The following is a 13,681-nucleotide window of genomic DNA, read 5'->3' on the forward strand; positions in this document are numbered from 1 at the left end:
CTTGGAAGGGAAAGAGCATGGTTAAACAACACAAAGTCATTCTCATCGACGACATAGACGGCGGTGAGGGAGACGAGACCGTCCGCTTCGGCATCGACGGTGAGTCCTACGAGATCGATCTTTCCGCCGCAAACGCCAATGAGCTGCGCAACCTCCTGGCCAAGTACCAGGCGGCCGGCACCCGGCTCGGACGCTACACGGTCGACCCCGGCCGCGGCGCCCGCCGGCGTGGCAACGCCCGCCGTCAGACCCCGGTCGTGGACCGCGAGCAGAACCGCGCGATCCGCGAATGGGCGGCCAACAAGGGCATGAAGATCGCCCCCCGCGGCCGCATCCCCGGCGACGTCGTCGCCGCCTACCACGCGGAGAAGAGCTCCTAAGGGTTCTTCTGCGCAGCGCCACGCGCTCAGGGCTTCCGTCCCGGTCATTGCACGCCCCCGTGTGCGGAGACCGGGACATTGTCTTTTTCGAGGCCGGAAGGCCGAGGCGAAGCGGGCCGCCGGGGAGCGGACAGGGAGACGCCGGGGCGCAGCCGGAGGGGCCTTCCACTTCGGCGCGGCCGGGGGAGTTTGTCGGCGATGTCCTTTTCCCTCTAGTTCTCTATGGGGGCGGCACTGAGAGTGCCTCAGAGGGCGGCGAGGAGGGCGTCGTGGGCGTTTAGTTCTCTATGGGGACGGCCTATGGGGGCGGCGGGAGGGCGCTGCGGACGTTGTCATTTCGAGGGCGCGGCTGTACTGTGTCCGGAACGCCGCCCCGCCTCCGGACCGGAACGCCGTCTCCGAACCGGCAGGGGATCCCGGACCCGATCGCCGTCTCCGATCCGGTGAGGGCTCCCGGACCAAAACGCCGTCACCGAACCGGCGGGGCGCCCGGACCGGAGCGTCCTCTCGAAGAGGGAACCGCCGCGCCCGGGCCGGCGATCGGCCCCGATCGCCGCGGCGCCACGCCGAGGAAGCCGTTTTCCAAGCTCAGCCGACAGGTGGGGCTGTTCGCCTCCCGCGAACAGCACAGCGGCAGATGCTGGAATTTCGACCTGGGAGGGCTTGTTAAGACCACATGGCACCAGCCAGAACCTCCGCGGGGAGATAAGGTATAGCCATAGGGTCACGGTGCCGCGAATAAGTTGCCGGGCATGACGAGGAGCTACTAGAAGATGTTTGAACGTTTTACCGACCGGGCACGACGTGTCGTGGTCCTGGCCCAAGAAGAGGCCAGGATGCTCAACCACAACTACATCGGCACCGAGCACATCCTCCTGGGCCTCATCCACGAGGGCGAAGGCGTCGCCGCCAAGGCCCTCGAAAGCCTGGGTATCTCCCTTGAGGGTGTCCGCCAGCAGGTCGAGGAGATCATCGGTCAGGGCCAGCAGGCCCCGTCCGGGCACATCCCCTTCACCCCGCGCGCCCGCAAGGTCTTGGAATACTCCCTGCGTGAGGCTCTCCAACTGGGCCACAACTACATTGGGACCGAGCACATCCTCCTGGGCCTCATCCGCGAGGGCGAGGGCGTCGCCGCGCAGGTGCTCATCAAGCTGGGCGCCGACCTCAACCGCGTGCGCCAGCAGGTGCTGCAGCTGCTGTCCGGCTACCAGGGCGGCAAGGAGACCGCCGGAGCCACCGCGGGCGGTTCGACCGTCGGCGAGGGCCAGCAGTCGGGTTCCCTCGTGTTGGACCAGTTCGGCCGCAACCTGACCCAGGCGGCCAAGGAAGGCAAGCTGGACCCGGTCATCGGGCGGCAGAAGGAAATCGAGCGCGTCATGCAGGTGCTCTCCCGCCGCTCGAAGAACAACCCGGTCCTCATCGGCGAGCCGGGCGTCGGAAAGACCGCCGCCGTCGAGGGACTGGCCCAGGCCATCACCAAGGGCGAAGTGCCCGAGACGCTGAAGGACAAACAGCTCTACACGCTGGACCTCGGCGCGCTCGTGGCCGGATCCCGCTACCGCGGTGACTTCGAAGAGCGCCTGAAGAAGGTCCTCAAGGAGATCAAGACCCGCGGCGACATCATCCTGTTCATCGACGAGATCCACACGCTCGTCGGAGCGGGGGCCGCCGAGGGCGCCATAGACGCCGCCAGCATCCTCAAGCCGATGCTCGCCCGCGGCGAACTCCAGACCATCGGCGCGACCACGCTCGACGAGTACCGCAAGTACCTCGAGAAGGACGCCGCCCTGGAGCGCCGCTTCCAGCCGATCCAGGTGGCCGAGCCGACGCTCGCGCACACCATCGAGATCCTCAAGGGCCTGCGCGACCGCTACGAGGCCCACCACCGCGTCACCATCACCGACGCGGCGCTGGTCCAGGCCGCCACGCTGGCCGACCGCTACATCAGCGACCGGTACCTGCCGGACAAGGCCATCGACCTCATCGACGAGGCCGGCGCCCGCATGCGCATCCGCCGTATGACCGCGCCGCCGGACCTCCGCGAGATCGACGAGGAGATCGCCGAGACCCGCCGCGAGAAGGAGTCCGCGATCGACGCGCAGGACTTCGAGGCCGCCGCCCGCCTGCGCGACAGCGAGAAGCAGCTGCAGGACAAGCGGTCCGAGCGCGAGCGCGAGTGGAAGGCCGGAGACCTCGACCAGGTGGCCGAGGTCGACGAGGAGATGATCTCCGAGGTCCTCGCCAACTGGACGGGCATCCCGGTCTACAAGCTGACCGAGGAGGAGACCACCCGACTGCTCCGCATGGAAGACGAGCTGCACAAGCGGATCGTCGGCCAGCGGGACGCCGTCAAGGCCGTCTCCCAGGCCATCCGCCGCACGCGCGCCGGTCTGAAGGACCCGAAGCGCCCGTCGGGCTCGTTCATCTTCGCCGGCCCGTCCGGTGTCGGTAAGACCGAGCTGGCCAAGGCGCTGGCCGAGTTCCTCTTCGGTTCCGAGGAGTCGCTCATCCAGCTGGACATGTCCGAGTTCCACGACCGCTACACGGTCTCGCGACTGGTCGGCGCGCCTCCCGGGTACGTCGGCTACGACGAGGGCGGGCAGCTCACCGAGAAGGTGCGCCGCAAGCCGTTCTCCGTGGTCCTGTTCGACGAGATCGAGAAGGCCCACCCGGACGTGTTCAACACGCTCCTGCAGATCCTCGAGGACGGCCGCCTCACCGACGGCCAGGGCCGGATCGTGGACTTCAAGAACACCGTCCTCATCCTCACCACCAACCTGGGCTCGCGCGACGTCGGCAAGGCCGTCACGCTCGGCTTCCAGTCCGGCGAGAGCGATGACGACGACTACGAGCGCATGAAGAACAAGGTCTCCGACGAGCTGAAGAACCACTTCCGTCCGGAGTTCCTGAACCGTATCGACGACACGATCGTGTTCCCGAAGCTCTCGGAGGACGAGATCACCGAGATCGTCGACCTCATGATCCTGCGCATCGAGGAGCAGCTGCACAACCGCGACATGGCGATCGAGCTGACCGACAACGCGAAGCTCTACCTCGGGCACAAGGGCTACGACCCGGTGCTCGGCGCCCGTCCGCTGCGCCGCACGATCCAGCGCGAGATCGAGGACATCCTGTCGGAGAAGATCCTCTTCGGAGAGATCCACGCCGGCCAGATCGTCATCGTCGACGTGGACGGCGACCCCAAGGACATCGAGAAGACGCAGCTCACCTTCCGCGGGGACGACAAGCCGGACACCGACGAGGTCGTCACGGACGTGGTCGAGGCTCTGAGCCACACGTCGGCTCCGAAGTCGCCGGGCGCCGGCGGGGGCACCATGCCGCCGCCGAAGGGCTCCGGCGGGTCCGGGTCCGGTCCGCGAGGCGGGATGAGCGGCCAGGGCAGCGCTTAACGGCGCGGCCGCGCCGAGGTTCGCACACGGTGCGGGCCTTGCCGCATAGCCTTCAACGGCTTTGAAAGGGGGCCCGGTGGTCGAAAGACCGCCGGGCCCCCTTTCGCGTACTCAAGTCAACGTCCAAATCCCGGCTCGGGCCTATGTCAATGCCCGTCAAGCTCGAGGCCGGGCTCAGGCGCAGGCTGAAGTCGAAGCCCAGCCCATGTTCATGTCCGACCCCGAGTTCGGGGCCACGTTCGGGTCCGAACCCATGGCTCACCTCGTGCCGGATCTCCATGAGGCGAGGGTCCGGGCGTGCGAGAGCGGCGGCCGGAGACGGCCGCGCGCGGGGCCTCAGGCCTCCATCAGGTTGGTGACCGTGTAGGTGAAGACGGTGGTGGTGCCCTCGACGGGCGGCAAGGTCGCCCGGGCGGTGTGGCAGACCATCCGCTCGGTGTCGAAGAGCAGTTCGAGGCGGCGGCCGTCGGGCAGGGCGATCCCGCTGTACGGCGACGGTTCGTTGCCCAGGGGCGTCGCATCTATGTGGACCTCGCCGTCCTGGGGCGCGGCGATGGAGGCGATCTCCAGCCGTGAGAGGAGCTCGGCCGGGCGCAGCATCTCGACGAGCCACGTGTCCACGACGCCGATCCAGCTGTAGAAGAAGAGCGGGTCGTCGGGTTCCTCGCCGGAGGGGACGGGCGTGGTGGAGGTCCGGCCCGCCATGCTGAAGTCCAGGGTGATGCCGTCGCAGTACTGGACGGTCGTCTCGCCGTCCGACTCGACCTCGTAGCGCCACCGGGTCAGGTCCGAGGCGCGCAGGTCGTGGCGCGAGCGGCGGTACACGGTGTCGGCGCCGTCCGACGCGGTCAGCGTCGCCGAAGCGTCGCCCACGGCGGTCCTCGCCAGCGAGGCGAACCAGTTCGTCGAGGCGGAGTCCATCAGCCCCCTCCGTCCATTCCATCGAGTCGGATCACCCACGATGCTGACACGATCTCCGGATCGGCGCGGCTCTGATCCTCGACGGGAGCCTTCCAGGCGGCGTGGAGGACGAAATGATCACCCGCCCGTGGAAGCGGGTCGACGGTGACGGTGATGTCCTCCTCCCCGTCGCCCTCGCGGCTGCAGGGAAGGTCCGGGTCGTTCCATCCGCAGATCGTCTCCGTGCCCTCCTCCTCGGCGGGAATGCCGTTGGAGTCCACGCCCGGGTACTGGTAGACGACGACGCGGACGGGGACCTGCGGCGTGGAGAAGGAGAAGTCGAGCGACCCGCGCGGCGCGGCGGCGCTGGGCCAGCGCAGACTCGCGGGAGCCTCCAGGGCGGTGCCGGAACCGGGGTTCCAGTCGGCGGCGATGAGCCGCGCGCGTGCTGTCCCCTCGGGCGTCCCAACGTGGAGGTCCGGCGGGTTCCGGGGAGCGTCCACCATCGAGTCGGGAAGGTAGGGCATGATGCCGCCGCGCGAACCGTCCGGTTCGGACGCGGCGGACTCGCAGGCGGTCAAGGCCAGGACGGCCGCGGCCGCCGACGCGAGGCGGGCGGAGGCCGAACCCCTCCTCATCGGACACCGCCGTGGATACTCCGGCTTTCAGGCTGGAGAGGAATCGGCGCTTTAGAGGCTGGCCTGGTTCCCGATTGTGCTTGTCGGACCTTCGGTCTATAGTTGTTGGCGTGCATCTGAGGTACTCCTATCGGATCTATCCGACCGCGCCGCAACGCAGGGCGTTGGCGCGGACGTTCGGGTGTGTGCGGACGGTGTACAACGACGCCATAGCGGCCCGCAAGGCTGCCTACGCCGCCGGGGAGAAATACCCGATCACGGTCGCCCTCGCAAAGTCTCTGATCACCGAGGCAAAGAAAACCCCGGAACGCGCCTGGCTGTCCGAAGTATCGGTGGTGCCTCTGCAACAGGTGTTGCGGCATTGCGACCGGGCGTACCGGAACTTCTTCGACTCCCTCAATGGGAAACGACAGGGGCCGCGTGTGGGGCCGCCTCGGTTCAAACGTCGGACGGGAACGCAGACGGCGGAGTACACGCGGCGCGGGTTCTCGGTCAAAGACAACGGACGCCTGTACATCGCGAAGGTTGGAGACCTCCGTGTCGCCTGGTCGCGGGAACTGCCCTCCGACCCGTCCTCCGTAACGGTCGTCAAGACCCCGACCGGGAAGTACTTCGCGTCGTTCGTAGTCGCGGTGGAGGACGAAACGGACTTCCTTGACCCGCTTCCCGACGGTGCCGAGACCGGGATCGACCTGGGGCTCAAGTCGTTCGCCGTTTTGCGGGGCGGGAAGACCATCGAGAACCCGAGGTTCTTCCGCCGACTGGAACGGAAGCTCAAGAAAGCACAGCGGTCGCTCTCTCGCAAGGAGAAGGGCTCGGCCAACCGCGCCAAGGCACGCCTTAAGGTCGCGCGGGTCCACGAGAAGATCAAGAACTCCCGTTCGGACTGGATCGACAAGCAGGTTAAGCAGATCGTCAGCGAGAGCCAAGCTGTGTATTGCGAGGACTTGAATGTCACAGGGCTCGTCCGAGGGCGTGCCGCGAAGTCGATAGCGGACGCGAGCTTCGGCATGTTCCTCACCCGCCTGGAGTCTAAAGCGGCCCGCGCGGGTCGCGTGTTCGTGCGCGTGGACAGGTTCTTCCCCTCTACTCGGCTGTGCTCCGACTGCGGGGCGTTGACTGGACCCTCCGGTTTGGAGGGGCTCACAGTGCGCCATTGGGAATGCGGGTGCGGGGCTGTTCATGACCGGGACGCGAACGCCGAAATCAACATTCGCCGCGAAGGCCGACGCCTCGCGGCCCAAGCCGCCGCAGGGCATGCGGAGGCTCAAAACGCGTGTGGACAGCATGTAAGACCGGACATGTCCGGCAGCGTTGGAAACTCCCGTCCGGGAAAGAAGCACGAACCCTCCTGTATGAGTCCTACGGGGCTTTAGCCGGGAATCCCCGTCCCCTTTCAGGGCGGGGAGGATGTCAAGGAAATCCGGTTCGCTCTCCGCACGTGCCTCTCTCCTCGAACGCCCGCAGAATGACGGGAATGGATGTCGGGATTCGACCATCCTAGGGTCGGCGGGGAGCAAGTGGAGGGCGCACGGCGTGCCCGAAAGGGCGGATAGGCGACACTATCGGTATAGGAGGGGAGTGTGCTGCGCAGGGCCGACCGTCGCGGAGGGACTCCGGGGACTCCGGGGACTCCGGGGACTCCGGGGACTCCGGGGACTCCGGGGACTCCGGGGACTCCGGGGACTCCGGGGGCTCGGTCGACAGTCGGACCAGGCGGCGGAACCGAGGGGTCAGCCGGCTGAACCGAAGGCCAGGACCACCCGGGCCCCGCCCGACGGCGACCGCTCGATACGAAGCTCGCCGCCGGTGGACTCGACCGTGCGGCGGGCGATGTCCAGGCCCAGGCCCGTGGAGCCGCCGCTGGACCGTCCGCGCACGGCCTCCAGCTCGGAGAAGCCGGGGCCGGCGTCGTCCGCGACGAACTCCCCCTCTTCCGTCACCGTCAACTCGATCGCCGTGCCGTCGGGAGTGTGGGAGAACGCGTTGTCCAGCAGCGTGTCCACCGCCGCACCGATGTCCTCGCGGCTGGTGGCGATGGGCAGGGGACCCATCGGTGCCCGCAGGGTGAAGCGCCGTCCGGAGTCCTCCGCCAAGGGCTTCCAGAACTCGAAGCGGTCGGCGGCCACCGACACGAGGTCCGCCGAAGGCAGCGCGCCCTCCCGGTCGGGGCGCCGCGCCGAGCGGATCATCTCGTCGATATAGGTGTTCAGGACGCCGATCGAGGCCCTGAGCCGGGCGGCCAGGTCCGGGTCGTCGGTGCCGTCCGCGTTGAGCCGCAGAGCGGTGAGGGGCGTGCGCAGCTGGTGGGCCAGGTCGGCCGTCTCCTCACGCTGCGCTTCGAGCAGGGTGCCGATCCGCTCGGCCAGCCGGTTGAACTCCCGGCCGACCCGGCGCAGCTCCTTGGTCCCGCCGGGCTCCACTCGCGCGGAGAGGTCGCCCTCCGCGAGGCTGTCCGCCGCCTTGGCCAGGTCGACCGTCGCGCGCACGATGATCCGGGCGATCCTGTCGGCCATGAGGACGCCCAGGAGCACCAGCAGGGCCGAGATGGCCGTGAGGACGGCGATCGCGCGGTTGGCGTCCAGGTAGATCGTCTCGTAGGGAAGCTGGTGCTGCACGACGAGGGTCCCCTCGCCCTCCCACTCGACCGGCGTGAAGACCTCGATGCGGCTGTCCAGCTCCACAGCGAACGCCTTGCCGCTCTTCGCGAGCCGGACGCTCGGAGTCGTCACGGCCCCGAGCGTCTTCGACCCGTCGGGGAAGAAGACATGGACGTTCCAGAAGGGCTTGAACCTCTCCGGCGGGCCGTCGTAGGTGCTCGCCTCGGCGGCGGCCGTGCGGGCCTGGTACGCGGCCTCGGCTATGGCCTGGTCCTTCGCCTGCACGTAGAGGACGATCCCGACCGGGACCAGGAGGGCGATGAGGACCAGGCTCGTGGTCATGGCGACGAGGGCGTTCAGCTGCCTCCTCATCGGCCGCCGCCCTCGCCGGGCGCCTCCAGGCGGATCCCCTTCCCCCGCACGGTGTGCAGGTAGCGGGGGCTGCTCGCCGACTCGCCGAGCTTGCGCCGCAGCCAGGACAGGTGGACGTCCACCGTGCCCTCCGAACCCCCGGCGCCGTACTGCCAGACCTCGCTGAGGATATGATGCTTCGCCACGACCTTCCCGGCGTTCCGGGCCAGGAGCAGCAGCAGGTCGAACTCCCGCGCCGTCAGGTCGAGCTCGGTGCCGTCGAGCACGGCGCGCGAACCGTCGGGGTCGATCGACAACCCGCCCACGACGACGGTCCGGTCCTCGTCGTCGGGGGCGACGCGGCGCAGGATGGCGCGCAGCCGGGCGTCCAGCTGGGCCACCCCGAAAGGCTTCACTATGTAGTCGTCGGCGCCCCGGTCGAGGGCCTTGACCATGCTCGCCTCGCCGTCACGGGCGGTGACCACGACGATGGGGACGTCGCTCACCGAGCGGAGCATGGCGACGATCTCGAGGCCGTCCGAGTCGGGCAGGCCGAGGTCGAGGACGACGAGGTCGGGCGCCTCCTCGCGGACGGCGGCGATGCCGGGCAGGCCCTCGCCGCGCGGAGTCACGGAGTAGCCCTGCCGCCGGAGGCCCTTCACCAGGGCACGGCGGACCTCGGCGTCGTCTTCGACCACTACGACATGAGGCATGGAACGAGTGTAGGCGAGCGCGTGAACACCCGTCATAATGGAACCGTGAGACGTGTCCTGACCTTGGCGGCCCTGTGGGCGGTGGTGGCGGCCTTCGCCGTGGGCGGGGGCTCCGCGATCGTCCTGTGGCTTCTGAACCGGGACCGGCCCGACATCTACAAGTCCCCGGACCAGGTGAAGACCGAACTGGACGCGCTGGCGGACGGGGAGAAGCTCGGCGAGTCCGAGAAGCAGATAAAGAACGACGGGGCCGTCCGGCTGACGACCGACGGCGGCGTCGTCTGGGTGCTCTGCGACGGGAACGCCGTCGACACGTTCGTGCCCTCGCCCGCGCTGGGATGGTTCGTGAGCAGCACCGGCGTCGTGACCGGCGGCAGCGGCCCGGGGGAGCAGAAGTACGCCGAGTTCTGGACCGACGACCAGGAGGAGTTCGACAGGCTGGAGTTCCAGTGCTCGGACGGGGAGGCGACCGAGTACTACGGGATCGGGACCCCGAACGATTAGGGATGTTTAGACTTCGCTTAAGGTGCGCTTAAGGCGGAACTCCGCACACTGCACCGGTGAAGAGAAGCGACACTGACACGCGGCCGAGCCTCGCGAGAGGACTGGCGCTCGGCATGATCACCGTATTCGCCCTGGCCTCCGCCGCCTGCTCCCCGGGCGGGTCCGCTGCGGAGGAGGGACCGCCGTTCGAGTTCCCCCTCGAAGAGGCCGGCCAGGACACGTCGGTACAGGACGACGCCCTGGGCGAGGCGCTCTCCGCCATCCCCGGACAGTTCGCCGCGACCGTCTACGACCGCGACAGCGACCGGGTCCTGGCCGCCCACGACGCCGAGCGGCCCGAGGAGACCCAGTCGGTGGTCAAGATACTCATCGCCCTCGACGCCCTGGAACGCGGAGAGGACCCCGACACCGTCAACGAGATGCTTTCGCGGAGCGACGACGACCTGGCCAGCGAGCTGTGGGCGCGCGGAGGGGGCCCGGCCATTGTCGAGGCCCAGGCCCGGCGGATGGGCCTGAGCGAGACCGCGGCGCCCGACGACCCGGGGCGGTGGGGCGACACCCTCATGTCCGCCATGGACATCGTGACCGCCTACGAGTACGTGGAGACCGCCGTTCCGCCGGAACACGCCGAGGTCGTCCTCGCGGCCCTCGAGGACATCACCGACGTGGCCGCCGACGGCTTCGACCAGCGGTTCGGCCTGGCGGCCCTCGACGAGGGAGCCAAGGTCAAACAGGGCTGGGCCTGCTGCCTGCCCGACCGGGCGCTCAACACCACCGGAATCGTCGGCCCCGACGAGCGCTTCACCGTCGTCGTCCTCGGCAGCTGGCCCGAAAAGGTGCCGTACGAAGAGGCCAGAGTCCACCTCGACGCGGCCACCTCCGCCGCCCTGGCCCCGTTGGAAGAGGCGGAGCGGACGGACGCCGACCCCGATGAGGTTTCCTCCATGGCACCGTAATGCCATACTGCGGTGGACACCCCGAACGGCCATCGCATTGGGAGGACGGCATGAGGCCACTGTCCTACGCCGGCGTCGCGATCATGGCGACCGCGCTGATCACCGTCCGACCCGCCGCAGTGGGAGAGCCGCCGACCGGCGCGGACCCCGACGTGTGCGGGCCCGCGACGATCGACGTCGCCGACGTGCGGCCGGACGCCGAACCGGAGGGCGCCTTCCTCGACTACGCCGAGTCCACTCCGGACGGATGGACGGGGGCGGACTCGACGTACTCGGTCCGCCTCCCCGACGGCGGCCTCCTCTGGCTGTTCTCCGACACCTTCCTCGGGCCGCTGAACGACGACGGCACCAGACCGGTCACCGCACCCCTGGTCAACAACAGCTTCGTCCTGCAAGAGGGCGACGCCTTCACCACCGTCCAAGGCGGAACGCCCTCGCGGCCCGAGGCGATCATGCCACCGGACCGGCCCGGCCACTGGTACTGGCTCGGCGACGGAATGATCTCGCACCAGGACGGCACCGACCACCTCCAAGTCGTGTTCCAGGAGTACCGGCGCTTCGGCGACGGCGACTGGGACTTCCGCCTCGAACGCAACGCCGTGGCCACCTTCGCGCTGGACGACCTCACCGAACCCGTGCGCGTCGACGACCTGCCCTCGCAGGGCGGGGCCTGGGGATCGGCGCTCCTGCCGGCGAGCGAGAGCGGCGACGGGCACACCTACGTCTACGGCCTCCTCGATTCGGACGACGGCAAGACCCAGCGCATCGCCCGCGTCCCGGGCGAAGACCTGAGCGACACCGCGAACTGGAGCTACTGGAGCCCCGAAGGCTGGACGGACGACGAGAACGCCGCCGGAGCGGGACTCGCGGGCGTTGCCAACGAGTACTCGGTGACCCCCTGGAATGGCCAGTACCTGCTCCTCACCCAGGACACCTCCGTGCCCTTCTCCACCGAGGTCCGCGCCTACACCTCCTGCTCTCCCGCCGGGCCCTTCACCAACGGCACACTCGTGTACCGGATGCCGGAGACCGGGGCGGCGGGTTCCTACGGCGACAAGGACGTCTACGCCTACAACGCGCACCTGCACGACACGCTCGCCGACGGCGACACCCTCGTCATGTCGTACAACGTCAACCACCTCGACAGCGGTGCGACGGAGGACAGCCCCCACTACCGCGACCCCAGCATCTACAAGCCGCGGTTCGTCGAGGTCAGCCTCACCCCGGGAAATCCCCGCCAAACGTAGACCCGGGCCCGGGCCCGCACATAGACTTCTCCTTGGACTTCATCCGCAGGCGACGAGGAGGGCGGCGAGGGGCATGGGCAGCGGCGCGGACGTCATCACCGACACGCTCGAGACGATCCACGACGCGCTCGTGAGGAACCGCTCCGGAGAGGTCGCCTCCTACATACCCAAACTGGCGCAGGCCGACCCCGAGGAGTTCGCCATCGCGCTGGCCAGCGTCGGCGGCCACAGCTACCAGAGCGGCGACGTCGACGCGACCTTCACGCTGCAGTCGGCGTCCAAGCCCTTCGTCTACGCGCTCGCGCTGACCGAGCTGGGCTGGAGCGGGGTGTCGCCGTGGCTGCGCACGGAGCCCAGCGGCGAGCGCTTCGACGGCATCAGCCTGGAGCCGGGCACCGGGCGGCCCATGAACCCGATGATCAACGCCGGGGCCATGGTCGCCACCGCGCTCATTCCCGGCGCGGGGCCCGAGGAGAAGTTCGCCAAGATCCTCAATACGCTGTCCCGCTTCGCCGGGCGTCCGCTGGAGGTCGACGAGGAGGTTTTCGCGTCCGAAGTGGCCACCGGGGACCGCAACCGCGCGCTGGGCTACCTCATGCACGCCGCCGGGGCGCTGCCCGGAGAGGTCAACGAGACCGCCGACCTCTACTTTCGACAGTGCTCGGTGAAGGCCACCGTCGGCGACGTGGCGCTCATGGCGGCCACGCTCGCGGGCGGAGGGACTAACCCGGTCACGGGCGAACAGGTCGTGCCGCCGCGGGTGGCTACGAAGGTCCTGGCCGTCATGGCGACGTGCGGGATGTACAACGCGTCGGGAGACTGGCTCGTCCGCGTCGGGCTCCCCGCGAAGAGCGGCGTCTCGGGCATCGTGCTGGCCGCCAGCCCGGGCCGGTCCGGCATCGCGGCCTTCAGCCCGAACCTGGACTCGACCGGGAACACGGTGCGGGGGATCGCCGCCCTGCGCATGATCTCGGAGCGTTTCCGCCTGCACCTCATGCACAATCCCGCCACGGCGGGCTTTCCGGTCACGGTGGTCTCGGAGCCGGGGGCGGAGGTCGGCGTCGTCTCGGCGGAGGGAGTGCTCGACTTCTCGGTGGTCGAGAGGCTGATCAGCGCCTTCGGCGAGGCCCTGCCCGACCCGCCGGGAGCGCTCGTGTGCGACCTCTCCGAGATCGACGAGGCGGACCAGTTGGCGATCCAACTGGTGGGCGCGTCGTTGAAGCGGTTGTACGGAGAGGGGTACCGGATCGCCGTCATCGGGAACGTGCTGGAGGAACAGGAGTGGCCCTCGTTCGTGACTCGGGAGGCGGCGGTCGGCTGGGTCGTCTCGGAGCTGGAGGCGGGAGCCTAGGGCGAGGGCGGTCGGCAGCGAGAAGTATCCCGAGACAGCCCCGCGGCGAGAGGTACCGGTCTTCGGCTGTTTCGCATGGCGGTCGGTTCTGCCGGTCGGTCACCGGTCGAGGCGGGCGCGATGGAGCCACAGTCCGAGTCCGCGAGCCGGCCAGACGGTCTTGAATCGAAGCGCGTAGAAAGCGCCGTTCCCCGCCAGGAGTAGCCCGGCCCCCGAGCACAGGGGAAAGGCGACCGAGGCCCACGTCGGGGCCGTATCGAAGCGTCCGCAATGGAGGTCTGCGACCGTCAGCCCCGCGCAGAAGACGATAATTCCTACGGTGGTCATGGCGAAGGCCGTCCGGCGGCGTTTGACTGCGGCGGCCGGCGCCGGAACCTGGAATTCCATCCTCTCGCGACAGTTCGGGCACACCACCGACAACGGAACCGGTGGCTCTCCGTTCTCGGGAGGGGCTACCGCCGGCACTCGCTGCGGTGATCCATTCGAGCCCTGGAGGCGACAGTAGACCTTCAGACGGGGAGGGGTGTCCATGTCTGAAATCCTACGTGTCGACCTGTGCTCTCACAATGGCCGGACCGTCGTGGTCGAAGAGGCGGCCGCCCTCTCCTCGCTCCTCGATGGGGGACCCGTT

11 protein-coding genes are annotated in these 13,681 nt (G+C 68.8%); 7 read left to right on the forward strand and 4 right to left on the reverse strand.

Features of this window, described 5'->3' with window-relative positions; translation table 11 throughout:
• Positions 1-17: 17 nt before the first annotated feature.
• Positions 18-380 carry a histone-like nucleoid-structuring protein Lsr2 gene (locus tag ACFTE1_RS00845; protein WP_380623165.1) on the forward strand — a complete coding sequence of 121 codons (363 nt, stop codon included), beginning with the start codon at positions 18-20 and terminating at the stop codon, positions 378-380.
• 773 nt (positions 381-1,153) lie between these two features.
• The gene (locus tag ACFTE1_RS00850; RefSeq protein ID WP_380623167.1) at positions 1,154-3,790 is read left to right on the forward strand and encodes an ATP-dependent Clp protease ATP-binding subunit; all 2,637 of its coding nucleotides are present in this window, start codon (positions 1,154-1,156) and stop codon (positions 3,788-3,790) included.
• 336 nt (positions 3,791-4,126) lie between these two features.
• On the opposite strand, the gene ACFTE1_RS00855 is transcribed toward ACFTE1_RS00850, so the two are convergent.
• Together ACFTE1_RS00855 and ACFTE1_RS00860 are read right to left on the reverse strand one after the other, a co-directional pair.
• The gene (locus tag ACFTE1_RS00855; RefSeq protein WP_380623169.1) at positions 4,127-4,711 is read right to left on the reverse strand and encodes a hypothetical protein; all 585 of its coding nucleotides are present in this window, start codon (positions 4,709-4,711) and stop codon (positions 4,127-4,129) included.
• The gene (locus ACFTE1_RS00860; protein ID WP_380623170.1) at positions 4,711-5,328 is read right to left on the reverse strand and encodes a hypothetical protein; all 618 of its coding nucleotides are present in this window, start codon (positions 5,326-5,328) and stop codon (positions 4,711-4,713) included. Before ACFTE1_RS00860 ends, ACFTE1_RS00855 begins: the two co-directional genes overlap by 1 nt.
• An 80-nt stretch (positions 5,329-5,408) precedes the next feature.
• Between ACFTE1_RS00860 and ACFTE1_RS00865 the strand changes: the two genes are divergently transcribed.
• Positions 5,409-6,704, forward strand: a complete 1,296-nt coding sequence (locus ACFTE1_RS00865) for an RNA-guided endonuclease InsQ/TnpB family protein (protein WP_380762544.1) — start codon at positions 5,409-5,411, stop codon at positions 6,702-6,704.
• A 357-nt stretch (positions 6,705-7,061) separates the two neighbouring features.
• On the opposite strand, the gene ACFTE1_RS00870 is transcribed toward ACFTE1_RS00865, so the two are convergent.
• Both ACFTE1_RS00870 and ACFTE1_RS00875 read right to left on the reverse strand, forming a co-directional pair.
• Entirely contained in the window at positions 7,062-8,300 is a 1,239-nt protein-coding gene (locus ACFTE1_RS00870) for an ATP-binding protein (protein WP_380619835.1), read from the reverse strand.
• Positions 8,297-8,992 carry a response regulator transcription factor gene (locus tag ACFTE1_RS00875; protein ID WP_380619836.1) on the reverse strand — a complete coding sequence of 232 codons (696 nt, stop codon included), beginning with the start codon at positions 8,990-8,992 and terminating at the stop codon, positions 8,297-8,299. The genes ACFTE1_RS00870 and ACFTE1_RS00875 overlap by 4 nt, the downstream gene beginning before the upstream one ends.
• A 45-nt stretch (positions 8,993-9,037) precedes the next feature.
• On the opposite strand from ACFTE1_RS00875, the gene ACFTE1_RS00880 reads away from it, so the two are divergent.
• The 4 genes from ACFTE1_RS00880 (at position 9,038) to glsA (ending at position 13,050) form a co-directional block, all read left to right on the forward strand.
• Entirely contained in the window at positions 9,038-9,496 is a 459-nt protein-coding gene (locus ACFTE1_RS00880) for a hypothetical protein (RefSeq protein WP_380619838.1), read from the forward strand.
• A 56-nt stretch (positions 9,497-9,552) separates the two neighbouring features.
• Positions 9,553-10,452: a hypothetical protein gene (locus ACFTE1_RS00885; protein ID WP_380619841.1), complete on the forward strand. Its 900-nt coding sequence runs from the start codon at positions 9,553-9,555 to the stop codon at positions 10,450-10,452.
• Between the two features lie 50 nt (positions 10,453-10,502).
• Complete coding sequence (locus ACFTE1_RS00890; RefSeq protein ID WP_380619844.1) at positions 10,503-11,699, forward strand: DUF4185 domain-containing protein; 1,197 nt, start codon at positions 10,503-10,505, stop codon at positions 11,697-11,699.
• Positions 11,700-11,772: 73 nt separating this feature from the next.
• Positions 11,773-13,050 (forward strand): glutaminase A, encoded by a 1,278-nt coding sequence (gene glsA / locus ACFTE1_RS00895; protein ID WP_380619847.1) that lies wholly within the window; start codon positions 11,773-11,775, stop codon positions 13,048-13,050.
• Positions 13,051-13,681: the final 631 nt, after the last annotated feature.

Origin of the sequence: Salininema proteolyticum (genome assembly GCF_042685645.1) — a bacterium.
In the GTDB taxonomy this organism is placed as follows: domain Bacteria; phylum Actinomycetota; class Actinomycetes; order Mycobacteriales; family Micromonosporaceae; genus Salininema; species Salininema proteolyticum.